Raw genomic sequence first — 16,144 nt, forward strand, 5'->3', positions numbered from 1 at the left:
CCTTACTTCTTGGGGAGACCTGCTGCCGAACAGCCGACAAATGCTCCAACTCGATGGTGCGAGACGATGTTCCCGCAGGCCAAGCTGTTACCCGCGCCTCCAGTACGCCGATGGCGAACGTGAGACGCTTCGGCCCGACTTCTGCCCGCGAGACGCCCCTCCTCACATGGAATGTCTTACCCGCCGGGACTGACACTCCATGCGGCGCACCCCGGGTCCCTCCGCTACGGGCGAACAACCTCGCGCGCTCGAATGCACCCGTACGCCCCCATCCCGGACACTCCGCGCAGCGGATCAGGAACCGTGTGTGACCGTCGCCGCGCCGTCGGCGTAACCCGCGGGCCCCCGGCGGCGTTCTGCGGGTATGGCCCTCACCGTCCCGCTCCCCCGCTCGCCACTCGACGGCGACCGCGCGCTGGCGCGGTGGTACGAGCAGGAGCTCGGCTGGGTGACGGCGCCGGGTCCCCCGGTGCAGCTGGTCACGGGGCTGCGCTTCGACGTCCTGGAGCTGCCGGCGACGGCCGGGCGGGAGGTGCTGCGCCGGTTGGGCGCGGCGACCGGTCCGGTGGCCCTGATGGGGCGGCGGATGCGGATGCTCGTCGCGGCGGGCGGCGCCGAGGAGCTGCCGGGGCTGCTCGACTGGCTGGAGTGGGGCGGGATCTCACTGGATCTGGCGATGCTCGGCGCCGACGGGCGGATGACCGCCCCCGCGGCGCCGCTGCCCCCCGGTCGGCCGGCCGGCCCGATCGCGTGCGGTGCGCCCGGGCCCGCGGTGTGGCTGAGGGCCCCGGAGCCGGGGCGCGAGGTGGAGTCCTCGCTGCCGGCCCTGCGGCCCCCGCTGCGGGGGCGTGCCGGGGCCGAGGGGGCGGCGCCCTGTCTGGCCCGGCTGGTCGCCGTGGCCGCCGCCGAGTGCCATCGGGCGCGGCTGCTGAGTGCTGCCCGGGCGCGCCGGACGGGGCCGGCGGCGGGGACGGGCGCTCAGCAGCAGCTGACGGCTCAGCGGTTCGCGTCCTCGTAGGCGGCCTTGATGTCGGCCGGGACGCGGCCGCGGTCGTTCACGTTGAGCCCCTGCTCCTTGGCCCACGCGCGGATCTTCGCGGTGTCCTGGCTGCCGCCGGAGGCGGCGACCCGGGTCTTGCCGCGGGTGCCCGCGGTGCGGCCACCGGTGCGACGGCCACTCTTGGTGTACGGCTCGAGCAGGCCGCGGAGCTTGTCCGCGTTGGCGGTGGTGAGGTCGATCTCGTAGGACTTGCCGTCCAGCGCGAACGTCACGGTCTCGTCCGCCTCGCCGCCGTCGAGGTCGTCGACAAGAAGGACCTGAACCTTCTGTGCCACCGGATTTCCTTTCATCGAAAATGCAGTACGCGGAAAGGAAACCGCTTTTCCCGGAAAAACACAAACCCCTGGCTGAGGTTCAGAACCCCGGGGACCCGGGAAACGTGCGCGATTCGGACATAGACCCTCCGGAGCGCTCCGGTCCGGGGCCGCCTCACAGGTGCAGAAGCATCCGGCTGTTGCCCAAGGTGTTCGGCTTCACTCGTTCGAGACCGAGGAACTCCGCGACGCCCTCGTCATAGGAACGCAGGAGCTCGCTGTAGACATCTCCGTCGACCGGAGTCTCGCCGATCTCGACGAAGCCGTGCTTCGCGAAGAAGTCCACTTCGAAGGTGAGGCAGAAAACCCGGCGGACGCCGAGCCAGCGGGCGGTGTGCAGCAACTTGTCGAGCACCTGATGGCCCACTCCGGCGCCCTTGAAGTCGGGGTCGACGGCGAGTGTGCGGACTTCGGCGAGGTCTTCCCACATCACGTGCAGGGCGCCGCAGCCGACGACGGTGGCGTCGGCGTCGCGTTCGGCGACCCAGAACTCCTGGATGTCCTCGTAAAGCGTCACGGTCGCCTTGTCGAGGAGGATGCCGCGGCGCACGAAGGGATCGACGAGCCGGCGCACCGCGGCGACATCCGAGGTACGGGCCCGGCGCACGGTGACGGCATTGGCGGAAGAAGCTGCTGATGCGGATGGCGCGGATGACATGGGGGGACGTTATCGCCCGGGGGGCACGGTGCCTTCGCCGCCCTCGGGGCTGTCCCGCTGGACGATACGGATGGCGTCGTTCAGCGCCTCGCGCTGTTCGGGCGACATCATGCCGAAGAAGGCGACGAGGGCGGCGGCGGGGTTGTCGCTCTGCGCCCAGGCCTCGTTCATGAGTGCGGCCGAGTAGGCGGCGCGGGTGGAGACCGCGGTATATCGATAGGCGCGGCCTTCGACTTCCCGGCGCACCCAGCCCTTCTGATGGAGATTGTCCAATACGGTCATGACGGTGGTGTAGGCGATGGACCGTTCCTGCTGGAGATCCTCCAGGACTTCCCGGACGGTCACCGGGCGGTTCCATTGCCAGACGCGGGTCATGACGGCGTCTTCGAGCTCTCCCAATTGACGGGGCACGGCGCCACCTTAGTGCGAGATCACCGAATGTACGTCCATTTATGGATGAAACCCCCCGGGAGAGACAAAAAGGACGTACGGCTGCCGGGTGGCGGTCGTACGTCCTCGGGTGCCGGGGCCGGGCCCCGCGGTGCTACGGGGCGGGGGTGCCGTCCTGCTGGCGGGCGGCCTCGGCACGGGCGAGGGCGGCGTCCACGGCGGCGTCCTCCTTGGCCTTGTTCGGCCCGCCCTGGGTCTTCACGATCACGACGATCAGGGCGGTGAAGAAGACGGCCATGACCACGGGGGGAACGAGCGCGGATACGTAGTCCATGACGTCCAGCGTAGCTATCCGGCGACGCGCTCCTCGGGTGGGGGCGGCGGTACGGGGCGGCGGCGCGGCGGAAACACCTCGGAGGGCTTGGGCACCGGCCGCTCGGCCGGCACGGGCGGCTTCGGCCCCGGCCGGCCCGGCCCGGAGGGCGCCGGCGGCTTGGGGCCCTCCTCGGCGGCACGTCCGCCGGGCAGCGCGAGCAGCCGGGCGCGGGGGCGCGCCGCCACGGCGGGGCGGGCGGGCGCGGTGGCCTGGGTGACCCGGGCGAGCCGGCTGCGGACGGATCGTTCCGCCAGCGTCTGGCAGCGGGCGAGCAGCCCGGCGGCGACCGGGTTGCCGCGGAGCGCCCGGAGCGCGGCGAGGTCGTCGGCCCCGGGGTCGTAGCCGGCGGCCAGGGCGTCCTGGAGCAGCTCCAGGTATCCGGCGAGGGAGCCGGGCAGGGCCTGGCGGTACCGGACCAGGTCGTCGAGGAGGAAGGCGCGCAGCCGCCCGGCCTCGCGCACGGCCTCGTCCACGGAGTCGGCCAGCCGCAGGCAGTCCTGCACGTCGTCGTCCTGAAGGGGGGCGGGGTTGAGCGCGGTGGCGAGGGCGCGTCGGAGCACTCGGAGCTCGTCCGCGCTGAACGCCATGCCGCCGCGGGATCCGTAGGGCGTGGGCATGGACCGACGATACGCGCTAATCGGACAAATCTGCCTCTTCTCGATCTTCGCGGCGGGCAGATGAAGCCGTACGGCGCAACGCGGGCGGCCCCGCCGGGCCGGGCGGGGCGGGGGCGCCGCCCGGCCCGGCGGGCTACATCCGCGAGGCGTTGCGCTCGTAGACGAGCCGGAGGCCGATCAGGGTCAGCCAGGGCTCGTGGGCGTCTATCTCCCGGGAGTCGGCGAGCACCATGGGGGCGAGGCCGCCCGTGGCGATCACCGTGACCGCGGAGGGGTCGCCGGCAGGGCCGGCGAGCTCGCGCTTCATGCGGGCGACGACCCCGTCGACCTGGCCCGCGTAGCCGAAGACGATGCCGGACTGCATCGCCTCGACGGTGTTCTTGCCGATCACGCTGCGCGGCCGGGCCAGCTCGATCTTGCGGAGCATCGCGCCCTTCACGCCGAGCGCCTCGACCGAGATCTCGATGCCCGGGGCGATGGCGCCGCCCGCGTACTCGCCGCGCGCGGTGATCGCGTCGTACGTCGTCGCCGTGCCGAAGTCGACCACGATCGCCGGGCCCCCGTACATGTCGACCGCCGCCACCGCGTTGATGATGCGGTCGGCGCCGACCTCCTTCGGGTTGTCCGTGAGGACCGGGACGCCGGTCTTGACGCCCGGCTCCACCAGGACCGCCGGGACGTCCCCGTAGTAGCGGCGGGTGACCTCGCGCAGCTCGTGCAGCACCGAGGGGACGGTCGCGCAGATCGCGATGCCGCCGATGCCGTCGCTCAGCTCGACGCCGAGCAGCGGGTGCATGCCCATCAGGCCCTGGAGCAGGACCGCCCACTCGTCGGCGGTCCGGCGCGGGTCGGTGGAGATGCGCCAGTGCTCCACGATCTCCTCGCCGTCGAAGAGACCGAGGACCGTCTGCGTGTTGCCGACGTCGATCGTGAGCAGCATCAGGCGCCGACCTCGCGCAGGTCCAGGCCGATGTCGAGGATCGGCGAGGAGTGCGTCAGTCCGCCCACCGCGAGGTAGTCGACGCCGGTCGCCGCGTACGCCGCCGCGTTGTCGAGGGTGAGGCGGCCGGAGGACTCCAGGGCGGCGCGGCCGGCCACCAGGGCCACCGCCTCCTCCGTCTCGATCGGCGTGAAGTTGTCGAGCAGGATCAGGTCGGCGCCCGCGTCCAGGACCTCGCGGACCTGGTGCATCGTGTCGACCTCGACCTCGATCGGCAGGTCGGGGAACTGCTCGCGCACGGCCTTGAAGGCCTCGGCGACGCCGCCGGCCGCCACCACGTGGTTGTCCTTCACCAGGGCCGCGTCCGAGAGCGACATGCGGTGGTTGACGCCGCCGCCGCAGCGCACCGCGTACTTCTCCAGGGCGCGCAGGCCCGGGGTGGTCTTGCGGGTGTCGCGGACCTTGGCCTTGGTGCCCTCCAGGGCGTCCGCCCACGCGCGCGTGGCGGTCGCGATGCCGGAGAGGCGGCACAGGATGTTCAGCGCGCTGCGCTCGCCGGTGAGCAGGTCGCGGGTGCGGGCGGTGACGCTGAGCAGCTTCTCGCCGGCCGCGACCCGGGCGCCGTCCTCGACGTGCCGCTCGACCTCGAACTCGTCGGTGCAGACGATCGACAGCACGGCCTCGGCGACCCGCAGGCCCGCCACCACGCCGGCCTCGCGGGCGGTGAAGTCGGCGGTGGCGACGGCGTCCTCGGGGACGGTCGCCACGGTCGTCACGTCGACGCCGCCGTCGAGGTCCTCGGCGATCGCGAGGTGCGCGATGTCCTCGACCTGCACCGGGTCGAGACCGGCGTCGGCGAGCAGCTGGGCGAGCGCCGGGTCGAGACCGCACTCGAACTCGTCGTCCCCGCCGCAGCCGCAGCCGTCGCCGCAGCCGCCCGCGGACTCGGCCGGGGCGCTGATCTGGATGAGGGGGACGTCCACGGGCTCCGGACGTGCTTCTTCGGGCGTGGTCACGACTGCGGCTCCCAGGGTGCGTCGACGGTTACGGCGTCGGGGGTTACGGGCGGAAAGTCGGCGCCCGGGGTGCGCCGCACCAGCGGGCGGCGGTCGGGCGTCAGGCGGACGACGAGGTGGCGGCGCCAGGCCGCGTCGTCGCGGTCGGGGAAGTCCTCGCGCCAGTGGCAGCCGCGGGTCTCCGCGCGCTCGCGGGCGGCGGCGACCAGGACCCGGGCCACGCACAGCAGGTTGGTGGTCTCCCAGGCCTCGACGCCCGGCTCGGCGGCCTTGCGCTCCTCCTCGGCGTCGAGCCGCAGCGCCTCCAGCGCGTCGGCGGCGGCCGCCAGGCTCTCGGCGGAGCGCAGCACGCCCGCGCCGGCCGTCATGATCCGCTGGATCTCGCGGCGGGTCTCGGGGGCGAGCAGGCCGAGCACGGCGGCCGGGCCGCCGGCGGCGGGCCGGCCCTCGCGGTGCGGGCCGTTGGCCGTGATGTCGGCGGCGATCCGCTCGGCGAAGACCAGGCCCTCCAGGAGCGAGTTGGACGCGAGCCGGTTCGCGCCGTGCACGCCGGTGCAGGCGACCTCGCCGCACGCGTACAGGCCCGGGACGGTGGTGCGGCCGTGCAGGTCGGTGCGGACGCCGCCGGAGGCGTAGTGGGCGGCCGGGGCGACCGGGATCGGCTCGGTGACCGGGTCGATGCCGTGGGCGCGGCAGGCGGCCAGGATGGTCGGGAAGCGCTGCTCCCACATCTCGGCGCCGAAGTGGCGGGCGTCGAGGTACATGTGCTCGGTGCCCTGCTCCTGCATCCGCCGGGTGATCGCCTTGGCGACGATGTCGCGGGGCGCCAGCTCGGCCAGCTCGTGCTGCCCGAGCATGAAGCGGACGCCGTCGGCGTCGACGAGGTGGGCGCCCTCGCCCCGTACCGCCTCGGACACCAGCGGCTGCTGGCCCTCGGAGCCGGCGCCGAGGAAGAGCACCGTCGGGTGGAACTGGACGAACTCCAGGTCGGAGACCTCGGCCCCGGCGCGCAGCGCGAGGGCGACGCCGTCGCCGGTGGAGACGGCGGGGTTGGTGGTGGCGGAGAAGACCTGGCCCATGCCGCCGGTGGCGAGCACCACGGCGGGGGCGTGGACGGCGCCGACGCCGTCGTGCTGGCCCTCGCCCATCACGTGCAGGGTGACGCCCGCGGTGCGGCCCCGCTCGTCCGTGAGCAGGTCGAGCACCAGGGCGTGCTCGATGAAGCGCACGCCCCGGTCCCGTATCGCCTCGACCAAGGCGCGGGAGATCTCGGCGCCGGTGGCGTCGCCGCCGGCGTGCGCGATGCGGCGGCGGTGGTGGCCGCCCTCGCGGGTCAGCGCGATCGTGCCGTCGGCGGAGCGGTCGAAGTGGGCGCCGGTCTCGATCAGCCGGCGGACCGCGTCCGGGCCCTCGGTGACCAGGGCGCGCACGGCCGGCTCGTCGCACAGGCCGGCGCCGGCCACCAGGGTGTCGTCCAGGTGCTGGGCGGGGCTGTCGCCGTCGCCGAGAGCGGCGGCGATGCCGCCCTGCGCCCAGCGGGTGGAGCCGTCGTCGAGCCGGGCCTTGGTGACGACGACCGTGCGCAGTCCGGCGGAGGTGCAGCGCAGGGCCGCGGTGAGGCCCGCGACGCCGGAGCCGACCACGACCACGTCGGCGTCGATCGACCAGCCGGGGGCGGGCGCCTGCAGCCGTATTCCGGTCACTTCGCGGCTTCCGGTCACTTCACGACTCCGAACGTCAGGGGGATGTTGTCGATGAGCCGCGTGGTCCCCACCCGCGCGGCGACGGCGAGGATCGCCTCTCCGTCGTGCCCGTCCTCGACCTCGGTGAAGTCGGCCGGGTCGACCAGGGCCAGATAGTCCAGGGCGAGCGGCGGCTGGGCCTTGGCCGCCTCCTCCAGTACGGCACGGGCGGCGGCCCGCACGGCCTCGGCGCCCCCGCCCTCGGCGGCCTGGGCGACCGCGTGGGCGTCGGCGGCGGCGCGGGCCTCGCCGAGCCGGGACAGGGCCTCCGCGCGGTTCCCGGCCCGGGCCGGGACGCCGGGCAGGGCGGCGGCGCGGGCGCGCAGCGCCGCCTGGGCGGCGAGCCGGTCACGGGCGGCGAACAGCGCCCGGGACAGCGCGAGGGCCGTACGGCGCTCGGCGGGCGACAGATAGCGGTTGCGGCTGGACAGGGCGAGGCCGTCGGTCTCGCGGACGGTGGGCACGCCGACGATCCGGACCGGGAAGTTCAGGTCGCGCACCATGCGCCGGATCAGGGCCAGCTGCTGGGCGTCCTTCTGGCCGAAGAAGGCCAGGTCGGGCGAGGTGAGGTGGAGGAGCTTGGCGACCACCGTGAGCATGCCGTCGAAGTGGCCGGGACGGGACGCGCCCTCCAGGCGCTCCCCCATGGGTCCGGCGGTGATCCGCACCTGCGGCTCGCCGCCCGGGTAGACCTCGTCGACGGAGGGGGCGAAGACGACGCTCGCGCCCGCGGCGAAGGCCAGCTCCAGGTCGGCGTCGAGGGTGCGCGGGTAGCGGTCCAGGTCCTCGCCGGCGCCGAACTGCAGCGGGTTGACGAAGACGGTGACCACGACGAAGCCGTCCGGGCCGACCTGCTCGCGGGCGGCGCGGACCAGGGTGGCGTGGCCCTCGTGGAGGGCGCCCATCGTCATGACGACGGCGCTGCGGCCGGGCGCGCCGAAGCGCGCGCGGGCGTCCTGCAGGGCCTCGACCGTGGGGACCAGGGCGCCCGGGCGGTGGCGGGTGGCCGCGTCGGTGCTGTGGCGGGCGGACAGGCTCATCGGTCGTCTCCTTGCGGCCCGTCGGCGGGTCCGGTCGGGCCGGTGGTTCCGGCCGGGCCGGCCGGGACGTCGGTGGCGAGCACGCCAAGCAGGTCCTCGGCCAGCTCGGGCTTGAGCAGGCCGTGGGCGAGGGCGCGGTCGGCGGTCGCGCGGGCCATCGCGAGATAGCCGGCGACGGTGCCGGGGGCGTGCTTGTGCAGCTCCGCCACGTGCGCGGCGACGGTGCCGGCGTCACCGCGGGCGACGGGGCCGGTCAGGGCGGCGTCGCCGGACCGCAGCGCGTTGTCGAGGGCCGCGCCGAGCAGCGGGCCGAGCATCCGGTCGGGGGCGGCCACGCCGGCCGAGCGGAGCAGCTCCATCGCCTGGGCGACCAGGGTGACCAGGTGGTTCGCGCCGAGGGCGAGGGCCGCGTGGTAGAGCGGGCGGTTCGCCTCCTCGATCCACTCCGGCTCGCCGCCCATCTCGATGACCAGCGCCTCGGCGGCGAGCCGCAGCTCCTCGGGCGCGGTGACGCCGAAGGAGCAGCCGGCGAGCCGCTGCACGTCCACCGAGGTGCCGGTGAAGGTCATGGCGGGGTGCAGCGCGAGCGGCAGCGCACCGGCCCGGCGGGCCGGGTCGAGCACCCGGACGCCGTACCGCCCGGAGGTGTGCACGAGGAGCTGGCCCGGGCGCACCGCACCGGTTTCGGCCAGGCCCTCGACGAGGCCGGGCAGGGCGTCGTCGGGCACGGTGAGCAGGACCAGGTCGGCGAGCGCGAGCACCCGGGCGGGCTCGACGACGGGGACGTCCGGCAGCATGGCCGCGGCGCGCCTGCGGGAGGCGTCGGAGACCGCGGAGACGGCGACGGGCCGGTGTCCGGCGAGCTGGAGTGCGGCGGCGAGGGCGGGGCCCACGCGGCCGGCGCCGACGACCCCGACGGTGAGGCGGGCGGGGCGGTCCTCGGCGCGGTCCGCCTGGGGGTGCCGGGGCTCTGGTGGTGCGTTCACGGTTTCGGGTCGGCCTTCCGTTCCAGTCCTCGGGGGGTACCGGACGATTTCTGGTCATGCTACGCCAGCGTTTCGCGCTCGCCCGTGGCTGTCCACAGGGTGTGGGCGGCGGTGTGATGATCTGCTCATGGAGCAGATCGAAACGGCGGACGGGGCCGCGCCCGGCCCGGTGGACGAGGAGTCGGGCCCGGGACACCGCGCCCGGGTGTGGGGCGGCGCCGCGCGCAAGCTGTGGAACGCGCCGATGGACGGCACGGTGGGCGCGCGGCTGCGCGGGCTCGCCGACTGGGCGGACGCCTCCGGCCGCGCGGACCTGGCCCTCGACATGTACGGCGACGGGGTCGTGGAGGAGCTGGAGCGGCGGGTCGCGGAGGAGCTCGGCATGCCCGCGGCGGCCTACTTCCCCACCGGGACCATGGCCCAGCAGGTCGCCCTGCGCTGCTGGGCCGCCCGCACCGGCGACCCGGTCGTCGCGCTGCACCCGCTGGCCCACCCCGAGGTGCACGAGAACGACGCCTTCGGCACGGTCAGCGGCCTGCGCACGGTCCACCCGACCCGGGAGCCGCGGCTGCCGACGGCCGATGAGGTGCGCGAGCACCCGGAGCGCTTCGGCACCCTGATGCTGGAGCTGCCGCTGCGCGACGCCGGGTTCGTCCTGCCCGGCTGGGAGGAGCTGGTGGACGTCGTCGACGCGGCGCGCGAGCGGGACGCGGTGGTGCACTTCGACGGGGCGCGGCTGTGGGACTGCACCACGCACTTCGGGCGCCCGCTGCCGGAGATCGCCGGGCTCGCGGACAGCGTGTACGTGTCCTTCTACAAGTCCCTCGGCGGTCTGTCGGGCGCGGCGCTCGCGGGCCCCGAGGAGCTGGTCGAGGAGGCGCGGATCTGGCGGCACCGGTACGGGGGCCAGGTCTTCCAGCAGTACCCGGCGGCGCTGTCCGCGCTGCGCGGCCTCGACGAGGAGCTGCCGCGCCTGCCCTCGTACGTGGCGCACGCGCGCGTGGTGGCGGGCGCGCTGCGCGAGGCCCTCGCAGGGCCGGGCGGCCCGGGCTGGTCGCGGGTCGACCCGGAGGTCCCGCACACCCACCAGTTCCGGGTGTGGCTGCCGTACGACCCCGAGGTGCTGACCGCCGCGGCCCTCGCGCAGGCGGAGGAGACCGGCACCACCCTCTTCCGCCGCTGGTTCCCCGCCCCGGTGGGCGGCCCGCCGGGCGTGGCGGTCACGGAGCTGACGGTGTCGGGGCCCGGCCTCGCGTGGACCCCTCAGGACGTCCGGGAGGCGGTCCGCGACTTCCTGTCCCGCCTGTGACCCCGAGGGACGTCCTCTAGGGCCGGAGGTGGGGCCCGAGGGCCAGGTCGCGCAGGCGTCGCAGCACCGCCCGCCAGACCTCGGCGTCCAGGGCGCCGGGGAACGGCGGGGCGGGGACGGCGTGCCGGGCGGCGCGGTGGGCGTCCAGGGCGTGCTGGTGGATCGCGTTCATGCGGCCACCGTGCGCCGGGCCGCCCGGGCCGCGCGCGCCGATTGACGTCCCTCGTCAAACGGGAGGACAGCACCCGAGGGGCACCCCGCACCATAGGGGGGTGAGCGTGACCATCGACATCACCGGACTGCCGCCCGAGCGGATCACCTTCTCCCCCTCGCCCCTGGCCGAGCTCGCCAACGCGCTGCACGCGCTGGCCGAACCCGCCCACCACGCGCGGCTGCACGCGTGGACCACGGCGACCTCCGCCGCGCTGAAGCCGGAGCTGGCCGACCGGCTCCTGGAGGCCGACTTCATGTGGCGGTCGACGCGCTCCGACTTCCTGATGCCGGCGCGGCCCCGGGAGACCCTGGCCGAGGAGCTGGACGACCTCGACCGGATGGACGACGAGACCTTCGTGGGCGCGGCCCTGGAGATCTCGTGCAGCACCAGCCACTACCCGAAGGGCCTGCCGTCCCCGCTGGTCGACCCGTGGTCGCGGCGCCGGGCGCTGGACCTGGCGGCGGCGCGCGGGCCGCGCCAGGCGGCGTTCGCGGAGCGGATGATCGAGGACCCCACCGCCACGCGCGCGTGGTTCCGGCGGCTCCTGGAGGACTGCGAGGACGCCTTCTTCGGCGACACCTGGCGCCGGGTCCGCGTCCAGCTCGCCGCCGACGCGCGGCACAAGACGGAGCTGCTGCGCCGCAAGGGCCTCGCGGAGGCGCTCACGGCGGCGTCGCCCGCGCTCAGCCTGGAGGAGGACGAGTCCGGCGGCCGCCGGATCGTCGTGGACAAGCTGGTCATGGGCCGCACCGAGGCCCGGGGCGGCGCGCTGACGCTGCTGCCCAGCGTCTTCGGCTGGCCGCACCTGTTCGCCCTGTACGCGCCGGGCTGGCAGCCGGTGATCCAGTACCCGGTGGCCAGCCGGGAGGTCGGCGGCACCGAGTCCGTGGAGACGGTCCGGCTGCGCCTGGAGGCGCTCGCCCACCCGATGCGGATGAGCCTGTGCCGCAACCTGTCGCGCAGCGCGTACTCGACGAGCGAGCTGGCCGACGCGTACGGCATCAGCGCCCCCGAGGTGTCCCGGCACCTCTCGCTCCTGAAGAAGGCGGGGCTGCTCACCACCCAGCGGCGCGGCCGGTACGTGCTGCACCAGCTGGACTTCTCGGCGGTCGCCCGGCTCGGCAGCGACTTCCTGGAGTCGGTGCTCCGCTGACCGGGGCCGGGGCCCTCAGCGGCCTGCCGCCCCGCCCCCGGCCCGTACCAGGCCCGTCTCGTAGGCGAGGACCACGACCTGCACCCGGTCGCGCAGGCCGAGCTTGGTGAGGATGCGCCCGACGTGGGTCTTCACGGTGGCCTCGGACAGCACGAGCCGGGCGGCGATCTCGCCGTTCGACAGGCCCTGCGCGACCAGCAGCATGACCTCGCGCTCCCGGTCGGTGAGCTTCTCCAGCTCCTTGTGGCCGGGGCCGGTGTCCCGGCCGCTGGACGGCAGCATCGGCGAGAAGCGGTCGAGCAGCCGGCGGGTGGTGGACGGGGCGACGACGGCGTCGCCGCTGTGCACGGAGCGGATCGCGCCGAGCAGCTCGCCCGGCGGCACGTCCTTCAGCATGAAGCCGCTGGCGCCCGCCTTGAGCCCGGAGAACGCGTACTCGTCGAGGTCGAAGGTGGTGAGGATCAGCACCTTCGGCGCGCCGGGCTCGGCGCAGATCCGGCGGGTCGTCTCCACTCCGTCCAGCTTCGGCATGCGCACGTCCATCAGGACGACGTCGACCTCGGTGGTCCGCAGGTTCTCCAGCGCCTCGACGCCGTCACCGGCCTCCGCCACGACCTCCATGTCCGGCTGGGCGGCGAGCACCATGCGGAAACCGGTGCGCAGCAGCACCTGGTCGTCGACGAGCATCACGCGGATGGACATGAAGGGGGTCCTTAGGGGTCAGCGGGGCAGGGGGCGGGTCGCGGGCGGTCAGTGGGCGGGCTTGAGGGGCAGCAGGGCGCTGATGCGGAAGCCGCCGCCGGGGCGCGGGCCGGCGTCCAGGGTGCCGCCGACCATGCCGACCCGCTCGCGCATGCCGATCAGGCCGTGGCCGCGCCCGTCGGCGCCGCCGTCCTCGTACATCTCCTGCGGCGCCCCGCGCCCGTCGTCCTCGACGAGCAGGCCGAGGCCGTCGTCGAAGTAGACCAGCCGGACGCTGGCGCCGACGTCGGGGCCGCCGTGCTTGCGGCTGTTGGTGAGGGCTTCCTGGACGATCCGGTACGCGGTGAGCTCGACGCCGCTGGGCAGCGGGCGCGGAGTGCCCTCGACCTTGAAGTCGACGGCGAGGCCGGCGCCCCGGACCTGCTCCACGAGGTCCTCGATCTGCCGCACGTCCGGCTGCGGCACGTACTCGCCGGCCTCCTGGTGCTCGCCGGTGCGCAGGATCCCGAGCAGCCGGCGCATCTCGGCGAGCGCCTGCCGGCCGGTGGAGGAGATGGTCTCCAGGGCCTGCTTGGCGGTCTCGGGCGAGGAGTCCATGACGTACGCGGCGCCGTCGGCCTGCACCACCATCACGGACACGTTGTGGGCGACGACGTCGTGCAGCTCGCGGGCGATCCGGGCGCGCTCGGCGGCCACGGCCACCTTGGCCTGCGCCTCGCGCTCCTTCTCCAGGCGGGAGGCACGTTCCTCCAGCTGCGCGAAGTAGGCGCGGCGGGTGCGCAGCGAGTCGCCGAGGACCCAGGCGAGGGCGAAGGGCACGGTCATGATGACCGTGAAGAAGACCTTGGCGGCGGACGACCCGACGCCGTCCTCCAGCGGCCAGCGCAGCTGGGAGAGGGTCGCCGCGCTCAGCCCGCCGACGAGCGCGAGCCGGGAGGCCCAGCGCGGCCCGTCGTGCGCGGCCACCGTGTAGATGATCACGAGCATGGCGAAGTCGGCCATGAAGGGCACCAGGCCCAGCGCGAGCTGCGCGAGGCCGAGCGCCACCGCGAGCAGCAGCATCCTCTCCGGCATCCGCCGGCGCACCGCGACGACCAGCGAGAACAGCGCGGCGACCACGCCGTACGCGAGCGGCTCCCCCTCGGTCCCGGTGGGCTTCGAGGCCACCCACAGCAGCGAGAACCCGAAGAGGACGACGGCCCAGAAGGTGTCGACGCCCGTCGGGTGTCTGCGGAGGAAGTCGTAGAGGCGCTGCACGTGACCCAGCGTAGGGAAAGCGGATAGGTGCAGGGGTCAACCGTGGGGGCGATCCTTCCCGTGAGGCCCGTACTCCCCAAGGTGGAGACTGGGGCACGTGACGGACGAGACGTGTCAGTGGCCGGATTGGCGAGGGTGGCGCGAGGCCATGGAGCGGGCGCTGTACGGCCCCGGAGGCTTCTTCCTGCGGCCCGAGGGCCCGGCCGGGCACTTCCGCACCTCGGTGCACGCCTCCCCGCTCTTCGCGGGCGCGGTGGCCCGGCTGCTCGCCCGGGTGGCCGACGAGCTGGGCACCGACGAGCCGGCCCTCGTGGACGTGGGCGCGGGCCGGGGCGAGCTGCTCACCGGGGTGCTCGCCGCCGCCCCGGCCGGTCTGCGGATCCGGGCGTACGGAGTGGAGCGCGCCGCCCGGCCGGCCGGACTCGACCCCCGGATCACCTGGACCGACCGCGTCCCCGCGGGCGCGCGCGGGCTGCTGTTCGCGAACGAGTGGCTGGACAACGTGCCGGTGGACGTGGCCGAGGCCGACGAGGACGGCACCGCCCGGTACGTCGAGGTGGACGCGGCCGGCACGGAGCGGCTCGGCGCGCCCGTGACCGGCGCGGACGCGGACTGGCTGGCGCGCTGGTGGCCGCTGCGCGGGCCGGGCGAGCGGGCGGAGATCGGCCGGAGCCGCGACGAGGCCTGGGCGGCGGCGGTCGGCGCGCTCGGCCCGGGCTCCACCGCGGTGGCCGTGGACTACGCGCACCTGGCCCCCGCCCGGCCGCCCTTCGGCACCCTCACCGGCTTCCGGGAGGGCCGCGAGGTGCCGCCGGTGCCCGACGGCAGCCGGGACCTGACCGCGCACGTCGCCCTGGACGCCTGCGCGGCGGCCGTGCCGGACGCCGCCGCGACCCGGCTGCTCACCCAGCGCGAGGCGCTGCACGAGCTGGGCGTGACCGGGACCCGCCCGCCGCTCGCCCTCGCCGGGGCGGACCCCGCCGGATACGTGCGCGCGCTCGCCGCGGCGGGCGAGGCCGCCGAGCTGACGGCGCCCGGCGGGCTCGGCGGTTTCCGGTGGCTGGTCCAGCGGGTCCCCGGCCCGGCGGGTGCCTGACCGGGACCCGCGGGCACACGAGATACTGGCCGCATGACGGAGACCACGGTCGGCATCGGCGGCGCGGCGGAGAGCACCGACATGGTGCTGAACATCGGCCCGCAGCATCCCTCCACGCACGGCGTGCTCCGGCTGCGCCTGGTGCTCGACGGCGAGGTCGTGCGCGAGGCCGAGCCGGTGGTCGGCTACATGCACCGCGGCGCGGAGAAGCTCTTCGAGGCCCGGGACTACCGCCAGATCATCATGCTGGCCAACCGTCACGACTGGCTGTCGGCCTTCTCCAACGAGCTCGGGGTCGTCATGGCCGTGGAGCGGATGCTCGGCATGGAGGTGCCCGAGCGGGCGGTGTGGACGCGGACCCTGCTCGCCGAGCTGAACCGGGTGCTCAACCACCTGATGTTCCTCGGCTCGTACCCGCTCGAACTGGGCGGCATCACGCCCGTCTTCCACGCCTTCCGCGAGCGCGAGGAGCTCCAGACGGTCATGGAGGAGGTCTCCGGCGGCCGGATGCACTACATGTTCAACCGGGTCGGCGGCCTGAAGGAGGACCTGCCGGCGGGCTGGCTGGGCCGGGCCCGGCAGGCCGTCGCGGACGTGCGCTCCCGGATGGACGTCTACGACCGGCTGGTCCTCGGCAACGAGATCTTCCGCGGCCGCACGCGCGGGGTCGGGGTGCTGAGCCCGGAGACGGTGCACGCGTACGGGGTGTCGGGGCCGATCGCGCGGGCCTCGGGCGTCGACTTCGACCTGCGCCGGGACGAGCCCTACCTCGCGTACGGGGAGCTCCGGGACGTGCTGCGGGTGGTGACCCGGACCGAGGGCGACTGCCTGGCGCGCTTCGAGTGCCTGCTGGACCAGACGCACAACGCGCTGGAACTCGCCGACGCCTGCCTGGACCGGCTCGACGAGCTGCCGCAGGGGCCGATCAACCAGCGGCTGCCGAAGGTCCTGAAGGCGCCGGAGGGGCACACCTACGCCTGGACCGAGAACCCGCTCGGCATCAACGGCTACTACCTCGTCTCCAAGGGCGAGAAGACCCCGTACCGGCTGAAGCTGCGCTCGGCCTCGTACAACAACATCCAGGCGCTGGTGGAGCTGCTGCCGGGGACACTGGTCGCTGACATGGTCGCGATCCTCGGCTCGCTGTTCTTCGTGGTCGGCGACATCGACAAGTAGTCGACAAGTAAGCGACAAGTAGCGGCCTCGGCGAAGAGCGCGTCGGCGAACAGCGGCAGCGACGAAGCGGCGGGCGCCGGTGGATTCCCCCACCGGCG

The 16,144-nt window shown here is 74.5% G+C and carries 18 protein-coding genes; 5 read left to right on the forward strand and 13 right to left on the reverse strand.

The window, feature by feature from the left end; genetic code table 11:
- Nucleotides 1–364 precede the first annotated feature (364 nt).
- On the forward strand, nucleotides 365–1,018 hold the full coding sequence (locus tag ACIGW2_RS10680; protein WP_391656745.1) for an SCO3374 family protein: 654 nt from the start codon (nucleotides 365–367) through the stop codon (nucleotides 1,016–1,018).
- Here ACIGW2_RS10680 and ACIGW2_RS10685 read toward each other — a convergent pair.
- The 10 genes from ACIGW2_RS10685 to ACIGW2_RS10730 all read right to left on the reverse strand — a co-directional run bounded on the left by ACIGW2_RS10685 (nucleotide 997) and on the right by ACIGW2_RS10730 (nucleotide 9,139).
- Nucleotides 997–1,335: an Lsr2 family protein gene (locus ACIGW2_RS10685; protein ID WP_356066347.1), complete on the reverse strand. Its 339-nt coding sequence runs from the start codon at nucleotides 1,333–1,335 to the stop codon at nucleotides 997–999. The genes ACIGW2_RS10680 and ACIGW2_RS10685 overlap by 22 nt on opposite strands.
- Nucleotides 1,336–1,489: 154 nt before the next feature.
- Nucleotides 1,490–2,032, reverse strand: a complete 543-nt coding sequence (locus ACIGW2_RS10690) for an amino-acid N-acetyltransferase (protein ID WP_356066350.1) — start codon at nucleotides 2,030–2,032, stop codon at nucleotides 1,490–1,492.
- Nucleotides 2,033–2,041: 9 nt separating this feature from the next.
- Nucleotides 2,042–2,443: a BlaI/MecI/CopY family transcriptional regulator gene (locus ACIGW2_RS10695; protein WP_356066352.1), complete on the reverse strand. Its 402-nt coding sequence runs from the start codon at nucleotides 2,441–2,443 to the stop codon at nucleotides 2,042–2,044.
- Between the two features lie 133 nt (nucleotides 2,444–2,576).
- The gene (locus tag ACIGW2_RS10700; protein WP_356066355.1) at nucleotides 2,577–2,756 is read right to left on the reverse strand and encodes a hypothetical protein; all 180 of its coding nucleotides are present in this window, start codon (nucleotides 2,754–2,756) and stop codon (nucleotides 2,577–2,579) included.
- Nucleotides 2,757–2,770: 14 nt separating this feature from the next.
- Nucleotides 2,771–3,385 carry a hypothetical protein gene (locus ACIGW2_RS10705; protein ID WP_361589549.1) on the reverse strand — a complete coding sequence of 205 codons (615 nt, stop codon included), beginning with the start codon at nucleotides 3,383–3,385 and terminating at the stop codon, nucleotides 2,771–2,773.
- 163 nt (nucleotides 3,386–3,548) lie between these two features.
- On the reverse strand, nucleotides 3,549–4,355 hold the full coding sequence (locus ACIGW2_RS10710; protein WP_391656746.1) for a type III pantothenate kinase: 807 nt from the start codon (nucleotides 4,353–4,355) through the stop codon (nucleotides 3,549–3,551).
- Complete coding sequence (nadC, locus tag ACIGW2_RS10715) at nucleotides 4,355–5,371, reverse strand: carboxylating nicotinate-nucleotide diphosphorylase (protein WP_391656747.1); 1,017 nt, start codon at nucleotides 5,369–5,371, stop codon at nucleotides 4,355–4,357. Before nadC ends, ACIGW2_RS10710 begins: the two co-directional genes overlap by 1 nt.
- Nucleotides 5,368–7,074, reverse strand: a complete 1,707-nt coding sequence (locus tag ACIGW2_RS10720) for an L-aspartate oxidase (protein WP_391656748.1) — start codon at nucleotides 7,072–7,074, stop codon at nucleotides 5,368–5,370. Before ACIGW2_RS10720 ends, nadC begins: the two co-directional genes overlap by 4 nt.
- 14 nt (nucleotides 7,075–7,088) lie before the next feature.
- A complete protein-coding gene (gene panC / locus ACIGW2_RS10725) occupies nucleotides 7,089–8,153 on the reverse strand; it encodes a pantoate--beta-alanine ligase (protein WP_391656749.1) in 1,065 nt (354 codons plus the stop codon).
- Entirely contained in the window at nucleotides 8,150–9,139 is a 990-nt protein-coding gene (locus ACIGW2_RS10730; RefSeq protein WP_391656750.1) for a Rossmann-like and DUF2520 domain-containing protein, read from the reverse strand. Before ACIGW2_RS10730 ends, panC begins: the two co-directional genes overlap by 4 nt.
- A gap of 127 nt (nucleotides 9,140–9,266) precedes the next feature.
- On the opposite strand from ACIGW2_RS10730, the gene ACIGW2_RS10735 reads away from it, so the two are divergent.
- Nucleotides 9,267–10,448: a threonine aldolase family protein gene (locus tag ACIGW2_RS10735; protein WP_391656751.1), complete on the forward strand. Its 1,182-nt coding sequence runs from the start codon at nucleotides 9,267–9,269 to the stop codon at nucleotides 10,446–10,448.
- A gap of 16 nt (nucleotides 10,449–10,464) precedes the next feature.
- On the opposite strand, the gene ACIGW2_RS10740 is transcribed toward ACIGW2_RS10735, so the two are convergent.
- On the reverse strand, nucleotides 10,465–10,620 hold the full coding sequence (locus ACIGW2_RS10740; protein WP_391656752.1) for a hypothetical protein: 156 nt from the start codon (nucleotides 10,618–10,620) through the stop codon (nucleotides 10,465–10,467).
- A gap of 100 nt (nucleotides 10,621–10,720) precedes the next feature.
- Between ACIGW2_RS10740 and ACIGW2_RS10745 the strand changes: the two genes are divergently transcribed.
- The gene (locus ACIGW2_RS10745; RefSeq protein WP_391656753.1) at nucleotides 10,721–11,815 is read left to right on the forward strand and encodes a DUF5937 family protein; all 1,095 of its coding nucleotides are present in this window, start codon (nucleotides 10,721–10,723) and stop codon (nucleotides 11,813–11,815) included.
- A gap of 15 nt (nucleotides 11,816–11,830) precedes the next feature.
- Here ACIGW2_RS10745 and ACIGW2_RS10750 read toward each other — a convergent pair whose 3' ends face one another.
- Both ACIGW2_RS10750 and ACIGW2_RS10755 read right to left on the reverse strand, forming a co-directional pair.
- Nucleotides 11,831–12,517 (reverse strand): response regulator transcription factor, encoded by a 687-nt coding sequence (locus tag ACIGW2_RS10750; protein WP_356066381.1) that lies wholly within the window; start codon nucleotides 12,515–12,517, stop codon nucleotides 11,831–11,833.
- A 48-nt stretch (nucleotides 12,518–12,565) separates the two neighbouring features.
- On the reverse strand, nucleotides 12,566–13,774 hold the full coding sequence (locus ACIGW2_RS10755; RefSeq protein WP_361589457.1) for a sensor histidine kinase: 1,209 nt from the start codon (nucleotides 13,772–13,774) through the stop codon (nucleotides 12,566–12,568).
- Nucleotides 13,775–13,922: 148 nt separating this feature from the next.
- On the opposite strand from ACIGW2_RS10755, the gene ACIGW2_RS10760 reads away from it, so the two are divergent.
- Nucleotides 13,923–14,870: an SAM-dependent methyltransferase gene (locus ACIGW2_RS10760; RefSeq protein WP_391656754.1), complete on the forward strand. Its 948-nt coding sequence runs from the start codon at nucleotides 13,923–13,925 to the stop codon at nucleotides 14,868–14,870.
- A gap of 33 nt (nucleotides 14,871–14,903) precedes the next feature.
- Nucleotides 14,904–16,046, forward strand: coding sequence for an NADH-quinone oxidoreductase subunit D (locus ACIGW2_RS10765; protein ID WP_361589463.1), 1,143 nt, complete (start codon nucleotides 14,904–14,906; stop codon nucleotides 16,044–16,046).
- Nucleotides 16,047–16,144 lie beyond the last annotated feature (98 nt).

Origin of the sequence: Streptomyces sp. NPDC053541 (assembly GCF_044544705.1) — a bacterium.
Lineage (GTDB): Bacteria > Actinomycetota > Actinomycetes > Streptomycetales > Streptomycetaceae > Streptomyces.